The sequence below is a fragment of the Kitasatospora sp. NPDC090308 genome, from assembly GCF_044769485.1.
Classification (GTDB): domain Bacteria; phylum Actinomycetota; class Actinomycetes; order Streptomycetales; family Streptomycetaceae; genus Kitasatospora; species Kitasatospora fiedleri.
Genome location: NZ_JBIVXY010000005.1, coordinates 141,907 through 165,382 on the forward strand (window position 1 = coordinate 141,907; position 23,476 = coordinate 165,382).

Below are 23,476 nucleotides of genomic sequence, written 5' to 3' on the forward strand. Positions count from 1 at the left end.
CCGCCCCGGCCACCCGCCGCAGCACCTGCTGCCCGCCGAGCGGCCGTTCACCGACCTCGACGAGGAGTGGACCCGGCAGGCCGCCACCGCCGAGCAGCAGCCCGACTGGAGCGACCCCGTCCGGGCCGCCGCCGCCCGCGCCGAACTGGCCCGGCTGCCCGGCCTGGTCACCTGGGCCGAGGTCCGCCACCTGCGGACCCTGCTCGCGGAGGCCGCGGCCGGCCAGTACCAGGTCGTCCAGGCCGGGGACTGCGCGGAGGACCCGCAGGAGTGCGAGCCGTCCACCGTGGTCCGCAAGGCCGCGCTGCTGGACGCGCTGGCGGGCGTGATGACCACCGGCACCGGCCGGCCGGTGCTGCGGATCGGCCGGATCGCCGGGCAGTTCGCCAAGCCGCGCAGCGCCCCGACCGAGACCGTCGACGGCCTCGAACTGCCGGTCTACCGCGGCCACCTGGTGAACGCGCCGGAGCCCACCGCGGCCGCCCGGCGGGCCGACCCGGGGCGGATGGTCGACTGCTACCACGCGGCCCGCTCCGCCGTGGCCTGCCTGCGCCAGCGCGGCGGCGCCTGGGGGCTGCCCGCCGGGGCCCCGGTGTGGACCAGCCACGAGGCACTGGTCCTGGACTACGAGCTGCCGCTGCTGCGCCGGACCGCCACCGACGACATCCTGCTGACCTCCACCCACCTGCCGTGGATCGGCGAGCGGACCAGGAACCCGGACGGCCCGCACGCGATGATGCTGGCCCAGGTCGCCAACCCGGTCGCCTGCAAGATCGGGCCGACCACCCGCCCGCAGGACCTGCTCGCGCTCTGCGACCGCCTGGACCCCGGCCGCGAGCCGGGCCGGCTGACGCTGATCGTCCGGATGGGCGCGGCCGCGGTGGCCGCCGCGCTGCCGCCGCTGGTGGCCGCCGTCCAGCGGGCCGGCCACCGGGTGGTGTGGCTGTGCGACCCGATGCACGGCAACACCGTCAAGGCGCCCAACGGGGTCAAGGTCCGCTCGGTGCGGACGCTGGTCGCCGAGGTGCACGCCTTCCAGGAGGCGGTCGCCGCGGCGGGCGGCATCCCGGCGGGCCTGCACCTGGAGACCACCCCGCACGAGGTCGCCGAGTGCGTCTGGGCCGACCCGGCGGAGCTCGGCACCGGGCCCGGCACCGCGCCGCCCGGCACCGCCTCGCACTGCGACCCCCGCCTCAACCCGGCCCAGGCCGTCGAGGTGGCCCGCGCCTGGGCGGGCCCGCCCGGGCCGCTCACCGCCCACCGGTGACCGCCGGTGACCGCCGGTGCCCCCGGTGACCTCCGACGTCCGCCACCGCCCACCGATGTCCACCACCGCCCACCACTGTCCACCAGTGAATGAACCGAACCCGAGGGAAAGGGAACGATCCTGATGAGCGAGACCATCCTGCGCACCGACGACGGCGCCATCTTCATGATCAACGTCTTCGACGTCGAGCCGGAGAACCAGAAGGAACTCGCCGAGGTGATGAGCGAGGGCGCCGAGAAGTACATCCGCAACCGGCCGGGCTGCCTGTCGGTGAACATCCTCACCAGCCGGGACGGCAAGCGGCTGCTCTACGTCGCGCAGTGGAGCCACAAGGACGGCATCAAGGCCGCCATGGGCGACCCCGACATCCAGCGGGTCCGGGACCGCGCGGCCGAGCTGGCCAAGCCGGACCCGCACGCCTACACCGTCTACTCCCTGCACCACCCGGACCCGGCCCCGGCCGACGCCGAGCAGGGCTGACCCCGGACCGGACCCGGACCGACCCCGGCCGCCCGGCCCGCTGACCCCCCCGTCAGCGGGCCGGGCTCCAGCCGAGCAGCGGGCCGAGCCGGGTGGCGAGGTCGGTGAGGATCTGGGTGTAGTCCTCCGGCGCGAAGGTGAACGGGAGCGCGAACGCGACCTCGTCGCTCTCCCGGAACGCGGCGTGCGCGTACAGCCGTTCGGCGAGCTGCTCGCTGGTGCCGACCAGGTCGGGGGCGAACAGCAGCCGGCCGGGGCCCTGCGGGGCGCGGGTGCGGGCGAGCCGGGACGCGGCGTACGCCTCGTACTTGGCGCGCTGCTCGGGGGTGGCGCCGTCGGTGGGGACGACCACCAGTCCGTGCGAGACCCGGGCCGCCTCGCCCGCGGGGTGGGCGGCGCGGAACGCCCGGATCAGGGCGAGCTGGTTGGCCTCGAAGTCCTCGCTCTCCTCGGCCCGCACCACGCTGCTGGTGAGCAGGTTCAGCCCGTGCTCGCCGGCCCAGCGCACCGAGCGCAGGCTGCCGCCGCCGTACCAGACCCGCCCGGCCAGGCCGGGCACGTGCGGCTGGACGCGCTCGGAGTACGCCTCGATGCCCTCGGTGCCGCGGAAGCTGCTGGCCCGCTCCCCGCGCAGCAGGCCGAGCAGCCGCTCGACCCGCCCGTAGCCGAAGTCCTCGCGGTCGGCGGTGTCCGGGTACAGCGCGTCCTTGACCTCCTCGTAGTGGATCGGCACGCCGACGCTGACGCCGGGGTTGAGCCGTCCGCCGGACAGCACGTCGACCGTCGCCAGGTCCTCCGCGTAGCGCAGCGGGTTCTCCCAGCCGAGCGGGGTGACGGCGGTGCCGAGGGCGATCCGGCGGGTGCGCTGGCTGGCGGCGGCGAGCACCGTCAGCGGCGAGGAGATGCCGTACTGGAGGTGCCGGTGGCGCAACCAGGCGCTGTCGAAGCCGAGTTGCTCGCCGAGTTCGATCAGCCGCAGGGTGGCCTCGTGGCCGCCCGCCGGGTCGTGCTCGTCGAACAGGCCGATGGTCAGGAATCCCAGCGAGCGCAGCGGCCGGTCGGGGGTGGGCACCGGGTTCCTCCTCGGTCCGTTCGGTCTCCGTCCCGCCACGCTCACACACCGGGGCCGGGATGATCAACCGTCGGCCGGGATTGTGACCTGGCGTCACGCTCCCGCAACACCGCCGGTTCCCCGGTTCCGTCCCGGCCCGCCGTCCGGCCCGGCTACGGTGGCTGCTGCCACCGGACGCGCCGGACGTCGGGTGCTCCGGGAGGGAGGGACGACGATGTTCGCCAGGGTGTTCCCCGTCCCCGTGTTCGCCGGTCCGCTCCCCCGCGGGCGGCGCGCCCTGCTGGTGGCGGCCGTGGCGCTGGCCGCGGCGGGCTGCGGCTCCTCGGGCGGCAGCCCGGACGCCGCGGCCCCGGCCCCGGCCCCGACCTCCGCCGTCTCCCCGACCTCCGCCGCCTCCGCCTCCCCGACCGCCTCCGTTCCCGGCTCGGTCAGCGTCACCGTCACCGTCAGCGGCGACCCGTCCGCGGCCGGGCCGGCGGGCCGCCCGGCCGACCCCTGCACGGTGTGGACGGACGAGCAGGTCAGCGCGGCGATGGGCGGCGGCTCCCGGCTGCTCGCGGAGGGCCCGTCCACGGAGCGCCCGTGGTCGTGCACCTGGGGCTCGCGCCGCTCGTACCTGTCGCTGCGGCTGGTCGACGACGCGGTCTTCGCCCGGACCACCGCGGACCCGGCCTTCACCTCGGTGGCCGTCCCCGGCGTCGGTGACGGCGCGGTGCTGCTGACCCGCGCCGAGGACGGCGGCGACCCGGAGCTCCTCTTCACCGTCGGCGCCTCGCACTACGCGATCGAGGCGGTCGCCGACCGCGCCGGGACCGGCGCCGCCGACGCGCCCGCCGAGGCCGCCGCCGAGCAGTCCCTCGGCAAGCTGGCCGCCGGGAGACTGCGCGGCTGACGCCCCGCCGCCGGGCCGGTCAGCCCCGGTAGGTCTCCAGCAGCCGGAGCCAGACCTCGCTGATGGTCGGGTAGGCGGGCACGGCGTGCCAGAGCCGGGCGAGCGGGACCTCCCCGGCGACGGCGACGGTCGCGGAGTGCAGGAGTTCGGCGACGCCGGGCCCGACGAAGGTGACGCCGACCAGGACCTCGCGGTCGAGGTCGACGACGGCCCGGGCCCGGCCCCGGTAGCCGTCGGCGTACAGGGCGGCGCCGGAGACGCTGCCGAGGTCGTAGTCGACGGCGCGCACCCGCAGCCCGGCGTCCCGGGCCTCCTGGAGGGTGCGGCCGACGGCGGCGACCTCGGGGTCGGCGAAGACCACCTGCGGGACGGCGGCGTGGTCGGCGGTGGCCACCGAGCGGCCCCAGGGGGCGAGGTCGAGGGGGCGGCCGGCGGCCCGGTCGGCGATCACGCCGCCGAAGACCCGGCCCTGGTACTTGCCCTGGTGGGTGAGGAGCGCGCGGTGGTTGACGTCGCCCGCGGCGTACAGCCAGCCGGCCGGGACGCCGGTGGCGCGGCCGGTGTCGTCGGTCTCGATCCAGCCGCCGGGTTCGAGCCCGACGGTGTCGAGGCCGAGGTCGGCGGTGGCGGGGCGGCGGCCGGTGGCGAACAGGACCTCGTCGGCGGGCAGCCGGGTGCCGTCGGACAGGTCGAGGGCGAGCGCGCCGGCCCCGGCGGACTCGCGGTGCACGGCGGTGACCGAGACGCCGAGCCGGACGTCCACCCCGGCGGCCCGCAGGCCGTCGGAGACCAGCTGCCCGGCGAAGTCCTCGGTGCGGTCCAGCAGCCCGCCGCCGCGCACCAGCAGGGTCACCTCGCTGCCCAGCGCCCGCCAGGCGGTGGCCATCTCGACCGCGACGACGCCGCCGCCGACCACCGCGAGCCGCCCGGGCACCTCCTGCGCGGAGGTGGCCTCCCGGCTGGTCCACACCCGGGCCCCGGCCAGCCCCGGCAGGTCGGGCAGGGCGGCCCGGGTGCCGGTGCACACGGCGACGGCGTGCCGGGCGGTCAGGGTGCGCCGCCCGCCGCCGGGCGTGTCCACGGTGACCCGCCGTTCGCCGTCCAGCCGCCCGTGCCCGCGGACCAGGTCGATCCCGGCCGAGGCCAGCCACTCCACCTGCCCCTCGTCGTGCCAGTGCGAGGCGAACCCGTCCCGGCGCGCCAGCACCGCCGCCGCGTCCAGCCGTCCCGCGGCGGCCTCCCGGCTGCCCGCCACCCGCCGGGCGTCGGCGAGCGCCGCGACCGGGCGCAGCAGCGCCTTGCTCGGCATGCACGCCCAGTACGAGCACTCGCCGCCCACCAGTTCGCTCTCCACCAGGACCACGCTCAGCCCTCCGGCGCGCGCCCGGTCCGCCAGGTTCTCCCCGGTCGGCCCGCCCCCGATCACCACCAGGTCGTAGTCGTCACGCCCGCCGCCCTCGGCACCCATCCGCGTCCACCCGCCCTTTCCGACTCGTCCGCCGCCCGGTGACGGCACATCAGCCCCATCGTGCACCACACCCGGCCGTCCGCCGTCCCGGCTCACAGCTCCGACATCCGGATCGGCCCCGGGGCGGCTGCCACCGGGGCCGACGTGCACGATCGGGCCGTCGGCTATTTCCCGCCCGGTCCGTTCGCCGAGGCCGCGAGGTCGTTGAGCGCGGCGTTCACCACCTGCCAGCAGATGCCGAGGGTGTCCCGGTCCGGGCGGTGCGCTTCGCGGGACTCCTGGTCCGGGTGGACGAAGTTCCGGTAGTGGCGCAGTACGTGGCTGAACTTCTGGGCGTCGCCGTCGATCCACCCTGCTTTGTGGCAGAGGTCGATCAGGGTCTCGAACCTCACGTTCCGCGGTGCCGTATTGCCCAGCAGTGTCCGGTCCCGTTCCACCACGGTCTGCAGCAGGACGCCCTCCATCAGGCTGCCCAGCATGACGATGGCCGCCACGTGCGCGCCGTGGGCGTAGCAGGTGCGGGCCTCGTCCAGGCGCCGTTGCAGCAGCAGGACCATCGCGGGGTCGCGGACGATGTCGGTCATCGCCGCTTTGAGTTCGGTCGCCCCGTACTCGGAGGGATGGGCCAGTGCCGGGTCGCACACCAGCAGCCGGGGGCCGCTGCCGCGCGACTCCAGTCGGAGTCCTTCGTGCACCAGGAAGGAGTTGATCGCGGCGATCACCTCTGTCAGGAGTTCGGGTTCGTCGAGGTATTCGCGGGCGTCGGCCAGGCGGAGCAGCACCTTCTCGATCTCGTCCGGCCGGTCGCGTCGTTCCATCAGCAGTTCGAGGGCCCACTCCCGTCGGTACTGGCCGTCGTACGCGGGGACGTCCTGCCAGCCGGCCCGGCGCAGGAAGCCCTCGATCTCGTAGCCCTTCCGGTAGTAGAGGTCGTCGTCGCCGGTGACCACCCTGGCGAGTTCGGCCACGGTGTTCTCGTCGAGCGGCAGGGTGCGGTCGGTGGTCATCGGGTTCCTTCGTCGGGAGTGCGGTCGGAGTGGCCGGGGCGGTCGGAGTCTGGGTCGGTCGGGAGGGCGGCCGGCTCCTCCCCTTGGTCACCGGTCTGGTCGTCGGCCTGGTCGTCGGTCTCGGGCAGGATCAGCGGCTGCCAGGGCGGCTGTTCTCCAGCGGGTCCCTCACCGTGGCGGGGCCGGTAGGTCGCGGGGGCGATGCCCAGCCGGTCGAGTTCCTGCCAGAGGCCGAGCAGCGCCTGGTCGGGGTCGAACCGGAACTCGCTCTCCGGGATCCGCCAGAAACGCCAGCCGACGCGCTGCAGTTCGCGGTCGCGTTGCTGGTCGTGCCGGAGCTGGTCCAGCGTGGAGTGGTAGTGGTCCCCGTCGCACTCGACGCCGAGCCTGCCGCGGGCGCCGATCACCACCAGGTCGATTCGCTTGTTCCCCGCGGGGTACTGCGGGACGACGTGGTAGCCGCGTTCCTTGATCCGCAGGTAGACCTGTTGCTCGAACAGCGAGTCGAAGGGCTTGCGCGGCACGTCGGGGAGCACGGTGCCGAGGTCATCGGCCTCCGCCAGCGCGGCCGGCGGGTTCTGCATGTAGCCGAGCAGGCTCAGCCGCAGGTCTCCCGGCTTCATCCGGTCCGGAGGAACGGAGTAGAACAGGATCATCTGGTCCTGGGCCCGGCTGGCGGCCACGTTGTACGCCTGCTGCTCGCTGCGCAGTCCTCCGGCGATCTTGCGGACCTTGTCGACCACCATCGACAGCAGGATGACGTGGCGCTCGTCGCCCTGGAACATCGCGGGGGTACCGACCCGGATGCGGTGCTTCTCCCGGACCGGTGCGGGGATCCGCTGCTCGATCAGTTGCTCCAGCAGTTTCACCTGGCCGCCGTAACCGCCCTGGAGCACGATCACCCCCATGGTCCGGCCCTCGTAGGCGGGATCGGTGGTGAATGCGGTCAGCCGGTCGACGATCGCCTCGGCCTCCCGGGGGTTGCGGATGCGGTGGTCCCGGCCTTCGGCGACCCCGTCGGCCACATAGTGGGTCAGCAGCGGATCGAGCCGTTCACCGCCGTACTGCCGCAGCGGGATCAGCCCGGGCGGGTTGTAGAACATCGCCGAGGACCAGCCGATGATCTCCGGCATGCAGCGGAAGTGCTCCTGGAGCCGGATCGTCGAGGGGAAGAAGGTGGACAGCAGCTGGTAGAGGTTGGACTGTGGCGTGTAGAGCTGCCGCAGGTGCCGCGGGACGTCCGGGAGGTGCGCGGTGAGCCGGTCCTGGATCTGCTGGACGCGGCCGAAGCCGGCCACCGCCGGGGTGCACTGCTTGTCGTCACCGACCACGATGATCCGCGGGGCGAGCCACAGCAGGAACAGGGCGTCCATGCCCGCTTGGCTGGCCTCGTCCACGATCACCACGTCGAAGGCGTCCTGGCGCGGTTCGATCATCTCGGCGACCCGGGAGATCGGCATCACCCAGGCGGGTACGGCCCCCTGCGCGACCTGCATGGCGCTGCGGGCGGCCGCCCCGAACTGAGCGGCGATCTTGCCCTTGCCCTTGCCGTAGGACGCCATGTGGCTGCGGTACGCCTGCAGGGCGGAGCGCTGTTCCGGGGTCATCCGCTGCAGGCAGTGCAGTCTGCCCTTGGCAGCAGCCAGGTCCCCGGTCAGTTCCTCGAGCTTGGCCTCGCACTCGGTGAGTTCCGCGTCGAGCCGTTGCTCCCGTCCGGGGGCCCGCTCCTCGTGCACGAAGCGGCAGGCTCCCGCCCATGCCCACGCGTCGGCGAGGCGCGCCGTCCGGTCGTCCCACGCCGGGTCGTGGCACTCCGCGACCATCCGGTTGGCCAGCGCGGGGGACGCCGCGCGCAGGGCGTCGAGCAGTTCCGCGCAGCGCCGTGCCTGCCGCTGCCTGGCGTGGGCCGTCGTGTAGGCGTCGAGTTCCTTGCCGTAGCGGTCGAGGTCCCGGTCGGCGAGGGCCTGCGCCATGGCCAGCGACTCGGGGTTCGGGGGGTGGCCCTCGCTCCCGCCGCGCAGGGAGCGCTCCCAGGCTGCGAGTCGGGCGGCGGCGTCCTCGGCCCGCTGGCGGCCGGCCAGGGCGGACACCGCGGAGGTGAAGTGGTCCCACTGCCGAGGGGTCGTCAGATCGAGGTAGACGCCGCGTCCGACCAGCAGGTCGTCCACCCGTTCCCGGAGGCCGCCGAAGGCCGCTACCGACTCCAGGTGCCGGTAGCGCTCCCGCAGGGTCGCCAGGCGTACTTCCAGCGGCCCGTCCTCCAGCGGAGCGTCGACCTGCGCCCAGCGCACGGCGATGGTGGCCAGGGTGCGGTGGGCCTGCAGGTGGGCGTGCACGGCGTCGAGATCGGCGGCGTCGGCGGGCGGGCGCCCGTCGACCCGGCAGGTGTCGAGCAGTTCCCGGACCTGGCGCTGGGCCTTCGGGACGATCAGACCGCGCAGACCACGCCGGCCGGCCAGGTGCGCGCGCAGTTCGGGGACGGCCGCGACGATCAGGCTGGCCTGCTCGGCGGTGAGGGTCTCCGGCAGGACGACGGTTCGGACACCTGCCCGGGCGAGTCCGTCGGCGACGGCGGCGAGCGCCGCCCCGGCCTCCGCGACCCGGTCCCACAGGTCGCTTCGGCGGCGGGCCAGCCGGTCGGCGAGGGCGCGCCGGGACCATTCGGCGCCGCCCCAGCGCGCGGCCTCCCACGGTGCGCCGATCCGGTGCAGCAGGGCCCGGCCGGAGGCGAGCAGTTCGACCAGGTGGTCGGTGGTCGGGGTGTCGAGCGCGGTGAGCCGGTTGCGCAGGTCGGCGGCCTCGTCCGGGAGGCCGGTGTCCGGTGACTCGTCCGCCACGGCGGTAGCCACCTGCCCCGGGGTCGGCAGGGTCGCCGGGGAGGGCGGCAGCGGTCCGGCAGCCAGGTCCGCGGTGCCTTCCCGGAGGAGGACCAGCAGTTCCTCCGCTTCGAGCGCGGTGAGCGGCGGTGCGGACGGCGCGTGGTCGGAGAGGCTGCCGATCCACGACAGGGCGGGAGCGGCGTCCTGGACCTGCCGGACGATCGCGGCGAGGGTGCCGGAGTATCCGGGCGCGACCTCCGGGTGCCGGTAGAGTTCGGCCTCCCGGAGCGCGATGACCTGTTCGGTCAGCAGCTTGCGGCGGCTGGTCACTTCCTGCCGGCGCTGGGTCAGCCGCCGGATCTCCTCGCGCAGTTGGCCCGGGTCGCCGGACGCGACCTGATCGCTTAGGGCGTTGACGGTCCGTTCGAGTTCGCCCGCGCCGTCCTGCCGGGCACCGCTGAGCAGCAGTACGCACAGGTCGCGGACGGCCGGCGGCAGCTTGTCGCGCAGCACGGTCAGGGCGTGGTCGCGGGCGCTGGTGACGAGTACCCGCTGCCCCTGCGCGAGCAGCGCGCTGAGCAGGTTGGCGATGGTGTGGGTCTTGCCGGTTCCGGGCGGGCCCTGGACCACCACGCCGGTGTCGCGCTGGAGGCGGTCGAGCACGGCCCGCTGCTGGGCGTTGGTCTTGCCCGGGAAGAGCGGTTCCTCGTCGAACAGGCCGCGGGCGGAGTCGGCGCTCCACTCAGCCCGGGCCTGCGGGCCGATGGTCATGACCAGTTGGGCCAGGCCGAGCGGTGCCTGGCGTTCCGCCACCACGGTCTGGGCGATCCGTTCGTAGCAGCGCAGCACCGCGTTGCGGTTCATCGGGCGCAGCATCAGCGCGGGCGCGAAGGTCAGGCGGAAGGCCACTTCCGGTGCGGCGGGCGGGCGCCAGCCCGCGTGGAAGGACACCGGGCGGGGCAGCACCAGTTCCTGCCACCTGGTCAGGCACTCGAGCGCTTCCTCGCTCAGCGGGTGCACCGGGTCGGCCGACAGTTCCTCGGCCAGGGCCGTGGAGCGTTCGGGCACCAGGCCGTCGTCGCTGTCGAGGAAGTCCTGGTCCTCCAGGCGCATCTCGCCGTCGCCGGACAGCCGCACGGTGATCCGTGCGGTGCGCCGGTCCACCTCGGTGACCGCCCGGCGGGTGAAGACGTGACGGTGCAGTACCGCCCCACGCGGATCGCTCCACGTCAACAGACCGGTTCCCAGGACCAGTTCGACCTGGTCGTCCTGCTGTACCAGGCGTTGGTGCCAGCGGTAGACGGTCTCGTACAGCTCGCGCAGCGGCCGGTCCGCGCGTTCGCGTTCGGCCCACCGCCGCCAGCGGGTCAGCCAGTTTCCGTACGAGCGCAGCACCTCGTCCGCGACGCGCCGCTCGAGCGTCGCCCCGGTGTCCTGCCACTGACCGCGGTCCGCGGCCGGCTGGCGCTCCGGGCCCTGCTCGGCGAGCGGCGGGTCCGTGTCCGGGTTCTCCACGTCCCTGGTGTCCAGCCAGCCGAGCAGTTCGGCCGGGATCTCGGGCGGGGCGCTCTGCGGGACGTGGTCGAGGACGAGCAGCGGTCGGTCGGGTTGCCCGTTGGGCGGAGCCACAGCCGCCGGCAGGTCGCACAGCCACAGCTGTCCCCAGGAACGGGTGTCCCTCGAACGCTGCGTCCCGCTCTGCACCACTTCGCGCAGGAATCCGAGCAGCGCGGCCGTGCGGCCGATGACTTCCGGGTTCCGTGCATGCAGGTGTGGAACGTCCACCATTCTCCCCTCGGTCGGTGACGAACGTTCCAGGATTGCCACGAGGGGCCCGGCCGGAAGCAGCTCCCGAAAAAGTGGCTCGATCTACCCTGTGCAATGGCTTGGACACGGTGCGTTTCCACCTGTTGCCAGACGTTTCCCGTCCCGGATCCGAGCCCGGCGAGATGTCACGTGCCGTCGGGCCCAGAAGACGGTGCCGCACCATTGCCCACTGACGACGAACTGACCGTGGCCCTCTCCCGGGTGCTGGGCGGCGTGGCCGAGTTGACGCCCGAGCCGGTGCACGGACGGCTGGCAAGCGAGGCAGCGGCGGGCACCTGCCGTTCGGCGCGGACGCCCCGGCGGTCCCGGCGCGCCCGCGGCTGTCGGATCAGCGGTTCAACCAGCTGACCGGGTACTACCTGCCGGGCGGAACGGTCCGGCCGGTGGACGGCGCATGGTCGGGGAACCGCGACCCGCACCGGCTGGGGACGGTGCTGACCTTCGACGACGGGTCCGGCGCGAGCCTGATCGAGGTCACCGTGCAGCACACCGCCGACCGGATCGACCAGCTGGGCTGCCTGGACGCGTTCCAGACGCTGACGGACTCCTGCGCGCGGACGGTGCTCCCGGACGGCCCGCTGCTGGTGATCGACAAGCTCCGTAGCCGGATCACCGACGGCGGCCTGGAGTGGCGGGCGTTCTGGGCCGCGTCGGACGGCCACCGGGTGCACGTAGCCGAGTCCAGTGGCGAGCCGATCCAGATGAGGCGGCTCACGCCACCGCTGACGAACGCCCAGCTCACCGCGATGGTCACCGCCCCGCAGCGGGGCGAGGTGTTCGCCGCGCTGACGCGGGTGACCGGCGCCCGGACGCCACCGTCTTGGCGGGCGCCCACCCGTCGCCGACCTCCACCGAGACCGCGAACGCTCTGCTGAAGGCGGTCGCGCTCTCGCCCGCCCGACGGTCCTGATCCTGGCCGAGGGACGCGCGTGGGCCGCCCCCGTCCGGGTGGGCGGGGGCGGCCCCGGGGTGCCGTCAGCTCTGCTTGATCGCGGAGACGTCGAACTCCAGCACCACCTTGTCGCCGACCAGCACGCCGCCGCCCTCCAGCGCGGCGTTCCAGGTGATGCCGAACTCCTTGCGGCTGATGGTGACCGAGCCCTCCAGGCCGACCCGGAGGTTGCCGTAGGGGTCGACGGCGTTGCCGGTGTAGTCGAAGTCGATGCTGACCGGCTTGGTGGTGCTCTTGATGGTGAGGTCGCCGGTGACCCGGTACTCGCTGTCGGACTTCTGCTCGACCCGGGTGGTGCGGAAGGTGATGTCGGGGAAGTTCGGCGCGTCCAGGAAGTCGTTGGTGCGCAGGTGCTGGTCGCGCTGCTCGACGCCGGTGTCGATGCTCTGGGTCTTGATCACCACCTGGCCGGTGGACTCGGCCGGGTCGGCGCCGTCCAGGTGGGCGCTGCCCTCGAACTGGTGGAAGGCGCCGCGCACCTTGGTGACCATGGCGTGGCGGGCGACGAACCCGATCCGGGTGTGGGTCGGGTCGAGGACGTAGTCCCCGGTGAGCTCGGGCAGGCTGACGGTCATGGTCTGCGCTCTCTTCTCGCGGCGGTGCGTTTGCGGGGGGGGCCGGCGGCTGCTCGCCCCGGTCCCCCGCAAACGCTAGGCGTTCGGCCCGGCTCGGCTCCTCGTGACACGCGGTCGGCGGGCCGACGAGGGACCGCCGGAGGTTCGCCGACGGCTCGTCAGCGGGCTCAGCCGAAGCGGCCGTTGACGTAGTCGGCGGTGCGCTGGTCGGCCGGGTCGGTGAAGAGGCGTTCGGTGGGGCCGGACTCGACGATCCGGCCGGGGGTGTCGTGGGTGGCGAGGAAGAACGCGCAGGACTGGGAGACGCGTTGGGCCTGCTGCATGTTGTGGGTGACGATGACGATGGTGACCCGGTGGCGCAGTTCGGCGATGGTCTCCTCGATCCGGCGGGTGGAGGTCGGGTCGAGGGCGGAGCAGGGTTCGTCCATCAGCAGGATCTCCGGGGAGACCGCGAGCGAACGGGCGATGCACAGGCGCTGCTGCTGGCCGCCGGAGAGCGCGCCGCCGGGGGTGCCCAGGCGGTTGCTGACCTCGTCCCAGAGCCCGGCCTGCCGCAGGCTGGACTCGACCAGGTGGTCGCGCTCCTCGCGGCCCGCCCTGATGCCGGCCAGCTTGAGCCCGCTGACCACGTTGTCGTACAGCGACATGGTGGGGAACGGGTTGGGGCGCTGGAAGACCATGCCGATCCGGCGGCGAACCTCGGCGGGGCGGCGGCCGGGGGCGTAGACGTCCTCCCCGGCGAGCAGCACCTCCCCGGCCAGCGCGGCGCCGCGCACCATCTCGTGCATCCGGTTGAGGATCCGCAGGTAGGTGGACTTGCCGCAGCCGGACGGGCCGATCAGCGCGGTGATCTCACCGGCCCGCATCGCGAACGAGACCCGTTCGAGGACCTTGCGCTGCCCGAACCAGGCGGTGACCTCGCGGGTCTCCAGCCCGGACAGCGGGCGCTCCGGCGGCGCGGCGGCCACCGGCGGCAGCGGCACCGTGGGCGGGTCGTCCTGGTCTCCGAACTTCTGCACGGGGAAGGGGGGTTGGGCGGTCTCGGTCATCGGGGGGCGGTCCTTTCCCGGAAAGCCGGAGGGTGTCAGTAGACGTTGGGGAGCAGCGCGGCGGCGTTCTCGTACACCGACCAGAGCAGGGCGGCGACCACCGGCGCGAAGCACAGGTAGGCGGCGGCGCGGCGCCAGCGGCGAGTCGTGACGACGGCCGCGACGACGGCCAGCAGCAGGGCCAGCGACCAGAGTTGGAGCGCGGACAGGGCGCCCTTGTCGGCGGCCAGCGCCTTGTCGGCGGCGGTGGTGGCGGGCCGCTTCGCACCGGCCGGTTCGGGGTCGCCGTCCAGCCGGGCGCCGACCAGCACGGTGCTGGTGGGGATCCAGTCGGAGTCGCCGGTGACCAGCACCAGCCGGTTGGGCGCGGCGTCCTGGATCGGGTGGTCGCCGTCGCCGTGGGCGTTGACGGTGTAGTGGAAGCTGCCCTGGCCGGTGGTGACGTCGATCCGGTCGCCGACCCGGAGCCGGCCGAGGTCGGCGAACGGCGCGCCGAACGCGGTGGAGCGGCCGAACAGGACGGCCACGCCGGGCTGTCCGGGCAGCACGGTATCGCGCCGGTGCCCGGGGCCGCGCATCAGGTCGCGGCCGGTGGTGCCCTCGACCACCACGGCCTGGCGCAGGCCGAGCGCCGGGATGTCGAGGACGGCCAGCGGCGCGCCGTCCTCGGTGGGGCCGGTCGGCGCGGTGGCGTTGGCCAGCCGGTCGCGCAGGGTCGCGTAGGCGGTGGACTGGTGGCGGGCCTCCTGGAGGCCGGACAGCGCGAAGAGGTAGCCCGCGAAGCCGAGCAGCAGCACGGCCGCCAGCGTCACCGCCCGGGCGGCGGCCGGCAGCAGGCGCCACCGGGGCCCGCCGGGGACCGGCTCGGAGCCGGACCCCCCGGCGTTCTTCTCCGGCGCGGACGCGGACGCGGACGCGGACGCGGGCAGCGGTCCCGGTACGGCCGCGGACGGCCGTTCGAGGGCGGGCGCGGTCATCTGCTGGTCTCCTCGACTGCGACGGATGCGGCGGATGCGGAACGTGCGGGGACCGCGGCACCTGCGGCGGGCACCACCGGCGCGGCAGGCCCAGCCGGTACGGCTGGCACCACCGGTACGGCGTCCGCGGCGCGGATGGCGGTCCTCGTGGCGGGGTTCACCGGCTGCCGCCCGCCGACCGGTCGCGGCGGCGCCACCAGGCGGCCAGCAGCGGGGGGACGGCGACCACGCCGAGCAGTTCGAGCGCGGTGAGGGTGGAGAGCAGCCAGTCCTGCGGCCGTCCGCCGAGCGCGACCACCGCGGCGGGCGCGGCGCCGCCGGTGCCCCCGCCGGTGCCGGAGCCGCCGCTGCCGGCGTCGAGCACCTCGCCGGTCTGCGGGTCGATCACCGGCTGGGCGCCCTCGGCCCCGCCGGTGCCCGTCCCGCCGGTGTCGCCCGTCCCGCCGGTGCCGCCGCCCGTCCCACCGGCACCGGCGCCGCCGCTGCCGGAACCGGCTTTGCCGGAGACGGAGTTGGCGCTGCCGGTCTTGACCGGCTGGCCGTTCTGCACGGTGCAGTCCAGCGGGCTGCCCTTCCTGTCGCAGGGGCTGGGCTGCGGGGCGTTCTTGAGCACGGTCAGCTCGCCGGCGGAGTTGAACGTCGGGTTGGGGCAGTTGGTGAGGGTGTTCGGGTCGACGGGGCTGGCGTTGCCGGGGATGTGCTGGGTCTGGAGCAGTCCGCCGCGCACCAGGTTGCGCGGGATCGGCGAGTAGCCGAGGTCGTCGGCCTCGCCCTGTCCGGCGCACAGCACGTACGCGAGGTAGCGGCTGAGCGCGCTGCCCTTGGCGTCGTTGAAGCGCGGCGGCACCGGGCGGGAGGCGTTCGCCCGGGGCACGATCAGGTAGCTGTAGGAGGAGATCGGGTAGGAGCGGGCGTCGCCGTTGTTGTAGACGCCGTCGAGGTTCTGCTGGAGGTAGTCCGGGTCGTCGGGCGAGGTGCTGTCGTCGACGCCGCGGATCTTCGCGGCGGTCAGCGCCACCGCGACGTTGGAGGCGGTCGGCAGGGTGTAGTACCCGGCCGGGTTGAGCACCTTGACGACGGGCCAGTTGCTGCGCTTGGCGAAGGCGTACTCGTCGTAGCCGATCGCGCCGATGCCGGTCGGCGACTGGATGTAGCCGGCGACCACGTCGGAGCCGTTCTGCGCGGTCATCCGGCCGGACGGCGGGAAGAACTCGGTGTAGTCGCCGCAGCTGACGCCGTTGACCTTGGTGCAGTACGCGTCCCACTCGGCCTGGTGGGTGTGCTCCATCCAGCGGGTGAACTGGGCGGTGGCGCCGGAGCCGTCGGAGCGCACCACCGGGGTGATCGGGATCTTCGGCAGCGCCTTGCCGTAGTCGGCGGTGATCTTCGGGTCGTCCCAGGAGGTGATCCGGTTGGTGAAGATCCCGACGACGGTGTCGGGCGACAGCCGCAGGTCGGTGATCTTCTTGCCGCCGAGCTCCAGGTGGTACATCAGCGCGGTGCCGCCGGCCGTGATCGGGACGTAGGAGAAGCCGTACTGCGGGTTCTCCGCGCCGCCCAGGCCGCTGCCCTGCTTGCCGGGGTCCACCCCGCTGTCGCCCTTGCTGCGGAACGGCACGTCGGAGGCGGTGAAGTCGTCCTGGCCGATGGACCACTGGACGCGCCCGGCGGCCGAGCCGACCGGGTTGAAGTCGATCTCGATGCCCATCGGGCCGACGTCGCGCCGCCACTGGTCGATGGCCGGCCCGGCCCAGCTGGAGCCGTCCGCGTTCAGCGAGGTCGCGGCGTGCGCGGGGGTCGCGCCGAGCAGCGCGGTGGGCAGGGCCAGCGCGGCGGTGAGCAGCGCCGAGGCCAGGTGACGGAGTCGCACGGGACGGGTCTTCCTTCTGTGACGTGTCATCGGTTCTCCACCGCCGACGCGGTCGTGGCCAGGACGGGTGCGGCTGCCGGTACGGGTACGGCTGCGGGTACGGCCACGGGCGCGGTGCCCGCGGTGCGGGCCCGGCGCGGCGGGCGGCGGGTGGGCCGGTCGGCGGGGGCGCGGTGGCGGCCCAGCACCCGGGCGGTGACGAACAGCACCAGCACCACGGCCATCAGGGTCAGCGCGCCGGCGAACGCCCGGGCCACCATGTCGGGGTAGGGCTGCTTGACGTAGTTCCAGACGTACAGCGGCAGGCTGGCCTGGTTGCCGTGCAGCGGGTCGAGGTTCATCCGGGCGGTGAACCCGGCGGTGAGCAGCACCGGGGAGGTCTCGCCGACGCCGCGGGCCATGCCGAGCACCACGGCGGTGGTCAGTCCGGGCCGGGCGGTGGGCAGCACCACGTGCCACACGGTGCGCCACTGGGAGGCGCCGAGCGCGTAGGACGCCTCCTTGAGGGTGCCGGGGACGAGCCGGACGACGACCTCGGCGGCGCGGGTGACGATCGGCGTCATCATCACGGTGAGGGCGAGCGAGGCGGCCAGTCCGCTCTTCTCGGCGCCCAGGGTGAGGATGACCACGCCGAGCACGAACAGGCCGGCCACGATGGACGGCAGCGCGGTCATCGCCTCGACCAGCACCCGGACCGGCTTGACCACCCGGGCGCCGCGCCGGGTGGTCCCGGCCTCGACCAGGAAGACGGCGGTGAGGATGCCCAGCGGCACCGAGAACAGGGTGGCCAGGCCGAGCTGTTCGAGCGAGCCGACCACGGCGTGCAGGCAGCCGCCGGAGGTGATCGGCGACAGCGGGGCGGTGGTGCGCATGGTCTCGGTGAAGAAGTTCCAGTGCCGGGCGGCGTCCAGGCCGCGGACGGCGACGTAGCCGATCTGCTCGACGATGACGGCGAGCACCAGCAGGCCGGAGCTCCAGGCCAGCGCGGTGGCCAGCCGCTCGCGGACGGTCAGGGCGTCCCACTGGAGCCGCCCGGCGGCGGTGTACACCGCCAGGAACAGCAGGTACCAGCAGAGCAGGAAGCCGAACGCGCCGCTGAACGGCAGCACCCGCTCGTACAGCACCCAGTCCAGGGCGAGCGAGCCGGTGGCGGCGCCCAGCAGGGTGAGCACCTCCTCGCGGGTGGTGCCGCCGAGCCTGATCCGCCGCTGCTCGGGCGGGGCGGTGGCGGCGGCCGTGTCGGTGTCGGTGTCGGTGTCGGCGGTGACAGTGGCGGCGGCGGGAGCGGCGTCGGTGGCGGTGTCGGGGGGTGTGGGGTGCATCGGGGTCCTCCGGTCAGTCCGAGGTCGAGGCGCCGGACCGGGACCGGCTGATGACGAACCCGGCGGCCACGTTGACCAGCAGGGTGAGGGCGAACAGCACCAGGCCGGCGGCCATCAGCGCGGACAGCGAGAGGCCGTCGGACTCGCTGAAGCGCAGCGCAATCAGCGAGGAGATCGAGCCGCCGCCGTTCTCCAGCACGTGCCAGGAGATCCGGAACACCGGGGAGATGATCAGCGCGACGGCGATGGTCTCGCCCATCGCCCGGCCGAAGCCGAGCATCACCGCGCCGATCACGCCGCCGCGCCCGAACGGCAGCACCACGGTGCGCACCATGCCCCAGCGGGTCGAGCCGAGCGCGTAGGCGCCCTCCCGTTCGCCCGCCGGGGCCTGCGAGAACACCTCGCGGCTGAGCGAGGTGATGATCGGGATGATCATCAGCGAGACCACCGTCCCGGCGATGAACGTCGAGGAGGTGTACGAGGTCGGGGTGTCGCCGGTGCGCACCTCCAGGAACGGCAGCGGCCCGCCGAGGTGGTTGGCCAGCCAGCGGCACAGGCCGACGAACCGCGGCTGGAGGAAGAACAGGCCCCACAGCCCGTACACGATGCTGGGGATGGCGGCCATCAGGTCGACCAGCGAGACCAGCGCGGGCCGCAGCCGCACCGGCGCGTACTCGGAGATGAACAGCGCGGCGGTGAGCGAGACCGGCACCGCGATGCACAGCGCGATCACCGCGATCAGGATGCCGTTGGGCAGCACGGCGGCGATGCCGAAGGTGTGCGCGGCGGTGCGCCAGTTCTGCTCGGTGAGGAAGGACCAGCCGACCGCGCGCAGCGCCTCGGTGCCGCGCATCAGCAGGAAGAAGGCGATCAGCCCCATCAGGACGAACACCGACAGGCCGGCGGCGCGCAGCACGCCGCGGAAGGCGCGGTCGGCGGGCGAGGCGGGGGCGCTGATCGGGCGGGGCCGGTCGGGGTCGGGCGTCGGCGGTGGGACGCGGGTGTCCGTCGGCTGGACGGCGGCTGTCATGGTGTCAACTCTCGGCGCGGTGAGGGTTCCTGGGGTGTTCCGGACGGGCCGGTGGTCGCCGGACGGGCGCGCGGGGCGCCCGTCCGGCGGGGCGGGGTCGGCTGCGGCGGGTCAGCTACGGCGGGTCAGCCGCGACCAGAGCCGCCCGGTGCCGCGCCGGAGGTTCGCGCCGGCGGCGGTGCCGCCGAGGAACAGCGCGGCGGGTCCGCCGACCAGCAGGACGGCGCCGACGGCGAGGATCACGGGCAGCAGCAGCCGGGCCGTCCCGGCCCGGTCGGCGGCGGCCTGTCCGACCGGGGCGGCGGCCAGGCCGGGCGAGGGGCTGCCGCCGGGCGTGCCGGGGGCGGCGGCGCTCTGCGCGGGGGTGCCGCCGGAGCCGTCCGCACCGCCCGTACCGCCGCCGGCGGTGGTGCCGCCGACGCTGCCGTTGCCGCCCGAACTCCCGCCGGAGCCAACGCCGTTGGAGCCGGAACCGGAGCCGGAGCCGTCCCCGGTGCCGGTGTCGGCGGGCTTGCTCGGCGTGCCGCCGTCCTGCGCCGCGACGTGGGCGGCGGCGGCCTTCGCCTGGGCGAGCTGGGCCTTGGTCAGGCCCGCGTACCCGAGGGCGAGCTGTCCGGCGGCCCGCCCGTAGACCTGGCCCTTGGCGGGGTCGGTGACGTCGCGCACGAAGGTGCTCACCGCGGCGCTCCTGGCCTGGCCGAGGCCGTCGGTGGGCAGCATCGCGTACTGCACCATGGTCAGCGGGTACGCCTTCGGGTCCTTGGCGTAGGCGGAGCCCGCGTCGCCGTACGGGAGCTGCTGGGTGCCGGTGGCCTCGTCGAACGGCATGTCGTCCGCGGCGGCCTGCATCGCGGTGATCGTCGGTGTGGTGAACCCGCCCGCCGGGTTGGGCAGTTCGGCCTCGGGCAGGCTCATCGCCTGGGCGTTGCCGCTGTCCATGACGGCGAACAGCGCCCGGCTGCCGGGGGCCATGGCGGAGCACTTCTCGTGCTGGCCGTCCGCGTTGACGTAGGGCAGCTGGCAGGACAGCCGGTTCTCCAGCACCATCCGCAGCACCTGGCCGAGGCCGCCCAGCACGGGGTTCCACTCGTACTGCTTGTGGTTGTTCTGGCCGGTGTAGTCCAGCGCCTGGAACGAGTCGACCGGGTAGCCGGTGAAGTTCGACGGCAGGAACTTCGTGTTGACGTGGGTGCCCCACCGGTCGGGGGCGCCCTGGAGGAACTGCGCGGCGTCCGGGTCGGCGACGATCCACTCGGTCAGCCGGTGCACCAGGTCGGTGGTCCCGCCGACCACCACCGGCTCGGTGTTGGCGAGGTTGCCGCAGCCGGGCCAGGTCACGCCGGGCGAGGCGTCGGCGTTGAGCTCGCGGAACTCCTCGTCGTCGAACAGGCAGAGCGGGTTGCCCCGGACGGTGTCGGTGTCGTCGTCGTTGTAGTAGCGGTAGGTCTGGGTGAGCATCTTCGCCAGCAGCCGCTGGTTGAGCCGCACCCGGCGGACCTGCCGGTGGGTGGCGCTGTCGTCGATGACGAAGACCACCGAGATGGCGCTGTTGGCGAGCGGCGCGTAGACGTACGGGCGGGTCGGCGGGTCGGTGCTCGGCACCGAGGTCAGCGCGACGTCCGCGCCGGACCTGCGCAGGAAGGCCGCCCGGGCCTGCGGCTCGCCGTTGCCGACGGAGTACTGCACCCGCAGCGGGTCGCGGTCCAGGCAGCTGCCGGTGCGCCACTGCTGCATGGCCCGGTCGGCCATCTCCAGGCCGATCGCGGAGAAGTCCGCGTCACCGGCGGTGCAGGCGTCGGGGGTCGGCGCGAACTCCAGCGGGATGGTGACGTGCCGCTTCCAGGCGCAGGACTCGCCGGAGAGGAAGCTGGTGCCGCTCGGGCGGAGCAGGAACGAGGCGTCCGTGGCGGTGTCGAAGCTGAAGTCCATGTCGAGCGAGTGGTCGTCGCAGTTGATCACCACGTCGGGGTAGCTGTTGGCGCCGATCGAGTCGCCGCCGTAGTTCGGCTCGACCACCAGCGAGCACCTGTGGGTGGCGTCGCAGCCGAGGCCCTGGCTCTGCGCCGCGGTCCAGAGCTCGATGTCCGCCTCGCCGGTGCCGTCCGGGTGGGTCGCCGCGATCACCGCGTTCGACGGGAACTCCGGGGCCGGACCGGCCGCGGGCGGCTCCTGCAGGAAGCCACCGGCCGGGTCACCGCCGTACAGGGTGGAGCCGTAGCAGTCGGTGACCTTCGGGTCCTCGCCCCGGCACTGGTAGATCCGGACCGGGTAGTAGGCGTCCCGGGCCAGCGGGGCGATGACCTGGACGGGCTGGCCCATGTAGTCGACGGTCGGCGTGAGGCCCGTCCAACTGACGTGCACCACCTGGTTCCTGAGGTCGTTGACCTGCGAGACGGTGACGGTCCCCCGCGGGCCGTCGGTCCAGGTGTTCGGGTCGAACCGGGCCGGGCCCTCCACCGTCTTCCCCGAGGCCGCCAGGGCGGGCTGGACCCCCGGTCCGCCGAGCGGCAGGAAGACCACGGCGGCGGCCACCGCCCAGGCCAGCACGGCCGCCAGGTAGGTCCGCGACGGACGCGATCCGGTTCTCGGCCCCCAAGGGCGGGTTCTCATCGGCGCAGCACCTCCGGCGACGGCGCGCCGAATCGGGCACGCACGGGTGACAGGGAGCGGAGCCGCCGTCCGGCCGCCCCGACGCCATTCGGCCAGTCCCGCCTGGCCGTTCGCTGTCCACCAGGTGTACGAGACCCCAATTAGTGCTCGAATCAAGCCAATTGGCGTACCGTCAGAAACGCGGGCCGCCCGTCCGGAATCCGTCGGACGGGCGGGGAGCGCTGCGCTTGCCGCCCGGCGTCAGTCCTTCCCCTCCCCGTCCGCCTCCCCGTCCGCCGCTCCGTCTCCCGCCCTGTCTCCCGCCCCGTCGGGGCCGGTCTCGTCCCGGTGGGTGAGGGCCAGGGCGCTGCCCGCGATGCCGATGACGATCAGCGCGACGGCGATGCTGACCCAGCCGGCGTCCTCCCAGTAGACGTCGTTCAGGTCGATCAGGTTGGCGGTCTCGTCGATGACCAGGGCGGTGCCGATGCCGTAGGCCAGGCCCATCCAGGTCCGCCAGCGCGCCGACCGCTCGACCAGGCCCAGCGCGCCGACCACCATCAGGATGAGGATGCCCCAGACGTAGTGGTGGATGTGGACGCCGCCCGCCGAGACGTTGCCCACCCCGGCGGCGTCGATGTGGATCAGCCAGGTCAGCAGCCGCAGGAAGCCGAACGTGAGGGTGAAGCCCCACCACGCCAGCACCAGGCCGCGCCGGGTCGGGGAGACCTCCCGCCAGCGGCGGGGGCGGTGCCCGCTCCGCTCCGGCGCGGGCGGCCGGTCCCGCGCGTGCTGCCGTCCGTGCCGCTGCGCGTGCTCCTGCCCAGGCTCCCGCTCGTGCTGCTGTCCGTGCTCCGGGGATGCGTCCACCCGGCGACCCTAAGCCCGTCGCACCGCCGCACCGATCCGGCACGCCACGGGCCGCCGCCGTCCCGTCCTCTCCCGGCACCCCGGCACCCGCCGACACCCCCTCCCGGCGCCCCGTCCGTTCCGTCCGCCCTGTCCGTCCTGTCCGTCCCGCGGAGGCATGATCGACCGGGTCCGGGGCAGTCGAGTGTCCAGCAGACGATCGACGCACACCGACGAGGAGGCAGCTGTGACCAGCGGACTGTGGGGCTACGAGGGCGCCGAGGGCTACACCGCGGGCTCGGACCTGACCGGCTACCGGGTCGAGGCCACCGACGGCCACATCGGCAAGGTCGACAAGCACACCGAGGACGTCGACGCGGGTTACATCGTGGTCGACACCGGCCCGTGGATCTTCGGCCACGAGGTGCTGCTCCCGGCCGGCACCATCACCCGGATCGACCACGAGGACCAGGCGGTGTACGTGAACCGCTCCAAGGACGAGGTGAAGAACTCGCCCGCCCGCGACGCGGGCCACCACACCGACGATCCGGCCTACCGCGACCAGCTCGGCGGCTACTACAGCGGCGGAACCATCTGACCCGGCCCGTCCCCCACCCGCCGGGGCCCCGCGCGTGATACGCGCGGGGCCCCGGCGTTGCCGTGCCGTCGGGCCGACCTGACGAATCGGCCTGGCGGAGCGTCAGGAGGCGGGCGTGTAGGCCACCGTGAAGGAGCCGACGCTCTGACCCGCCGCGAAGAAGGCGGTGTGCAGCCTGGTGTCGAGGTACTGGGCCCCCGCGGCGTCCAGGACCAGCGAGGTGGCGGTCAGGTTCTGCGTGGTGCCGCTGTAGTTGATGGCGTTGTCACCGGCCGGGTCGAACAGCGCCACCGGGGTGGTCGAGCCGTCCGGGACGGCGGTCAGCGTCCAGTCCTCGAAGGAGAAGGCCAGCTGGTGGAAGGAGACCGCGCTGCCGGTCTTCGCGTCGACGAACAGCAGGCCGCCGCCGAGCTGGACGCCGCCGAAGAAGTCGCGCAGGCCGCCGGTGCCGTCGGTCACCGGGAAGCTCGCCGACAGGCCGGTGGTCGCGTTGTAGCCCGCGGTGGCGGTGGGCAGCGGCACGGCCACGATGCCGGCCTGGGCGGCCTGCTGGAAGAAGGCGTTGCTCTCGTTGATCACCGCGTTGCCGGCCGCCGGGGCGGCGGAGGCGGAAGTGGCGGAGGCGGCGGTGGCGACGAGGGCGAGGCCGGCGGCCGCGGCGGCGATCCGGACGGTGAGACGGGACATCGTGGCTCCTTCGGACGGGGTGCGCGGTGGCACCCGGTGCATGGTGGCGCGTGGTGCGTGGCGGCGCGTGGCGCGGGACGGTGCTGCGTGATGGCGCGTGGTGCGTGCTGACACGTGGTGCTTGATGAGGCGTGGCGCGTGATTGG

Annotated in this window: 18 protein-coding genes; 5 read left to right on the forward strand and 13 right to left on the reverse strand. The window is 74.0% G+C overall.

Translation table 11 applies throughout. The features are described from left to right. Nucleotides 1-28 precede the first annotated feature (28 nt). Entirely contained in the window at nucleotides 29-1,267 is a 1,239-nt protein-coding gene (locus tag ACIQVD_RS13830; RefSeq protein WP_400686378.1) for a 3-deoxy-7-phosphoheptulonate synthase, read from the forward strand. Between the two features lie 123 nt (nucleotides 1,268-1,390). Next, on the forward strand, nucleotides 1,391-1,747 hold the full coding sequence (locus ACIQVD_RS13835; RefSeq protein WP_100835050.1) for a putative quinol monooxygenase: 357 nt from the start codon (nucleotides 1,391-1,393) through the stop codon (nucleotides 1,745-1,747). Between the two features lie 52 nt (nucleotides 1,748-1,799). On the opposite strand, the gene ACIQVD_RS13840 is transcribed toward ACIQVD_RS13835, so the two are convergent. Next, nucleotides 1,800-2,819, reverse strand: coding sequence for an LLM class flavin-dependent oxidoreductase (locus ACIQVD_RS13840; RefSeq protein ID WP_400685903.1), 1,020 nt, complete (start codon nucleotides 2,817-2,819; stop codon nucleotides 1,800-1,802). A 214-nt stretch (nucleotides 2,820-3,033) separates the two neighbouring features. On the opposite strand from ACIQVD_RS13840, the gene ACIQVD_RS13845 reads away from it, so the two are divergent. Then, a complete protein-coding gene (locus ACIQVD_RS13845; protein ID WP_402288861.1) occupies nucleotides 3,034-3,711 on the forward strand; it encodes a hypothetical protein in 678 nt (225 codons plus the stop codon). A 19-nt stretch (nucleotides 3,712-3,730) separates the two neighbouring features. On the opposite strand, the gene ACIQVD_RS13850 is transcribed toward ACIQVD_RS13845, so the two are convergent. From ACIQVD_RS13850 to ACIQVD_RS13860, 3 genes are all read right to left on the reverse strand, one after another. Then, a complete protein-coding gene (locus ACIQVD_RS13850; RefSeq protein ID WP_402288863.1) occupies nucleotides 3,731-5,179 on the reverse strand; it encodes a dihydrolipoyl dehydrogenase family protein in 1,449 nt (482 codons plus the stop codon). Nucleotides 5,180-5,343: 164 nt separating this feature from the next. Then, nucleotides 5,344-6,186, reverse strand: coding sequence for a hypothetical protein (locus ACIQVD_RS13855; protein ID WP_402288865.1), 843 nt, complete (start codon nucleotides 6,184-6,186; stop codon nucleotides 5,344-5,346). After that, nucleotides 6,183-10,793, reverse strand: a complete 4,611-nt coding sequence (locus tag ACIQVD_RS13860) for an AAA domain-containing protein (protein ID WP_402288866.1) — start codon at nucleotides 10,791-10,793, stop codon at nucleotides 6,183-6,185. Before ACIQVD_RS13860 ends, ACIQVD_RS13855 begins: the two co-directional genes overlap by 4 nt. A 422-nt stretch (nucleotides 10,794-11,215) precedes the next feature. Here ACIQVD_RS13860 and ACIQVD_RS13865 point away from each other — a divergent pair, with 422 nt between their 5' ends. Then, the gene (locus ACIQVD_RS13865) at nucleotides 11,216-11,707 is read left to right on the forward strand and encodes a hypothetical protein (RefSeq protein WP_402288869.1); all 492 of its coding nucleotides are present in this window, start codon (nucleotides 11,216-11,218) and stop codon (nucleotides 11,705-11,707) included. Between the two features lie 100 nt (nucleotides 11,708-11,807). Here ACIQVD_RS13865 and ACIQVD_RS13870 read toward each other — a convergent pair whose 3' ends face one another. The 8 genes from ACIQVD_RS13870 to ACIQVD_RS13905 form a co-directional block, all read right to left on the reverse strand. Beyond that, nucleotides 11,808-12,359: a YceI family protein gene (locus ACIQVD_RS13870; RefSeq protein ID WP_400685909.1), complete on the reverse strand. Its 552-nt coding sequence runs from the start codon at nucleotides 12,357-12,359 to the stop codon at nucleotides 11,808-11,810. A 167-nt stretch (nucleotides 12,360-12,526) separates the two neighbouring features. Beyond that, nucleotides 12,527-13,408 carry a phosphate ABC transporter ATP-binding protein gene (locus ACIQVD_RS13875; RefSeq protein ID WP_402288873.1) on the reverse strand — a complete coding sequence of 294 codons (882 nt, stop codon included), beginning with the start codon at nucleotides 13,406-13,408 and terminating at the stop codon, nucleotides 12,527-12,529. A gap of 35 nt (nucleotides 13,409-13,443) precedes the next feature. After that, entirely contained in the window at nucleotides 13,444-14,385 is a 942-nt protein-coding gene (locus ACIQVD_RS13880; protein ID WP_402288875.1) for a sortase, read from the reverse strand. 157 nt (nucleotides 14,386-14,542) lie between these two features. Continuing rightward, a complete protein-coding gene (locus tag ACIQVD_RS13885; RefSeq protein ID WP_402288877.1) occupies nucleotides 14,543-16,255 on the reverse strand; it encodes a substrate-binding domain-containing protein in 1,713 nt (570 codons plus the stop codon). Between the two features lie 26 nt (nucleotides 16,256-16,281). After that, on the reverse strand, nucleotides 16,282-17,577 hold the full coding sequence (pstA, locus tag ACIQVD_RS13890; RefSeq protein WP_402288879.1) for a phosphate ABC transporter permease PstA: 1,296 nt from the start codon (nucleotides 17,575-17,577) through the stop codon (nucleotides 16,282-16,284). 13 nt (nucleotides 17,578-17,590) lie between these two features. After that, a complete protein-coding gene (pstC, locus tag ACIQVD_RS13895; RefSeq protein ID WP_100835057.1) occupies nucleotides 17,591-18,607 on the reverse strand; it encodes a phosphate ABC transporter permease subunit PstC in 1,017 nt (338 codons plus the stop codon). 111 nt (nucleotides 18,608-18,718) lie between these two features. Beyond that, nucleotides 18,719-21,217: a hypothetical protein gene (locus ACIQVD_RS13900; protein WP_402288882.1), complete on the reverse strand. Its 2,499-nt coding sequence runs from the start codon at nucleotides 21,215-21,217 to the stop codon at nucleotides 18,719-18,721. Between the two features lie 240 nt (nucleotides 21,218-21,457). Then, entirely contained in the window at nucleotides 21,458-22,066 is a 609-nt protein-coding gene (locus ACIQVD_RS13905) for a hypothetical protein (RefSeq protein WP_402288884.1), read from the reverse strand. Nucleotides 22,067-22,292: 226 nt separating this feature from the next. Here ACIQVD_RS13905 and ACIQVD_RS13910 point away from each other — a divergent pair, with 226 nt between their 5' ends. Then, entirely contained in the window at nucleotides 22,293-22,643 is a 351-nt protein-coding gene (locus ACIQVD_RS13910) for a PRC-barrel domain-containing protein (RefSeq protein ID WP_111552672.1), read from the forward strand. A 102-nt stretch (nucleotides 22,644-22,745) separates the two neighbouring features. Here ACIQVD_RS13910 and ACIQVD_RS13915 read toward each other — a convergent pair whose 3' ends face one another. After that, nucleotides 22,746-23,330: a hypothetical protein gene (locus ACIQVD_RS13915; protein ID WP_400685928.1), complete on the reverse strand. Its 585-nt coding sequence runs from the start codon at nucleotides 23,328-23,330 to the stop codon at nucleotides 22,746-22,748. Nucleotides 23,331-23,476: the final 146 nt, after the last annotated feature.

Excerpts from the sequence above, each read along its gene's own strand:
- pstC (WP_100835057.1), bottom strand. The coding sequence starts at position 18,607 with ATGACAGCCGCCGTCCAGCCGACGGACACCCGCGTCCCACCGCCGACG.
- ACIQVD_RS13835 (WP_100835050.1), top strand. The coding sequence starts at position 1,391 with ATGAGCGAGACCATCCTGCGCACCGACGACGGCGCCATCTTCATGATC.
- ACIQVD_RS13900 (WP_402288882.1), bottom strand. The coding sequence starts at position 21,217 with ATGAGAACCCGCCCTTGGGGGCCGAGAACCGGATCGCGTCCGTCGCGG.
- ACIQVD_RS13855 (WP_402288865.1), bottom strand. The coding sequence starts at position 6,186 with ATGACCACCGACCGCACCCTGCCGCTCGACGAGAACACCGTGGCCGAA.
- ACIQVD_RS13915 (WP_400685928.1), bottom strand. The coding sequence starts at position 23,330 with ATGTCCCGTCTCACCGTCCGGATCGCCGCCGCGGCCGCCGGCCTCGCC.
- ACIQVD_RS13870 (WP_400685909.1), bottom strand. The coding sequence starts at position 12,359 with ATGACCGTCAGCCTGCCCGAGCTCACCGGGGACTACGTCCTCGACCCG.
- ACIQVD_RS13875 (WP_402288873.1), bottom strand. The coding sequence starts at position 13,408 with ATGACCGAGACCGCCCAACCCCCCTTCCCCGTGCAGAAGTTCGGAGAC.
- ACIQVD_RS13860 (WP_402288866.1), bottom strand. The coding sequence starts at position 10,793 with ATGGTGGACGTTCCACACCTGCATGCACGGAACCCGGAAGTCATCGGC.
- ACIQVD_RS13880 (WP_402288875.1), bottom strand. The coding sequence starts at position 14,385 with ATGACCGCGCCCGCCCTCGAACGGCCGTCCGCGGCCGTACCGGGACCG.
- ACIQVD_RS13850 (WP_402288863.1), bottom strand. The coding sequence starts at position 5,179 with ATGGGTGCCGAGGGCGGCGGGCGTGACGACTACGACCTGGTGGTGATC.
- ACIQVD_RS13845 (WP_402288861.1), top strand. The coding sequence starts at position 3,034 with ATGTTCGCCAGGGTGTTCCCCGTCCCCGTGTTCGCCGGTCCGCTCCCC.
- pstA (WP_402288879.1), bottom strand. The coding sequence starts at position 17,577 with ATGCACCCCACACCCCCCGACACCGCCACCGACGCCGCTCCCGCCGCC.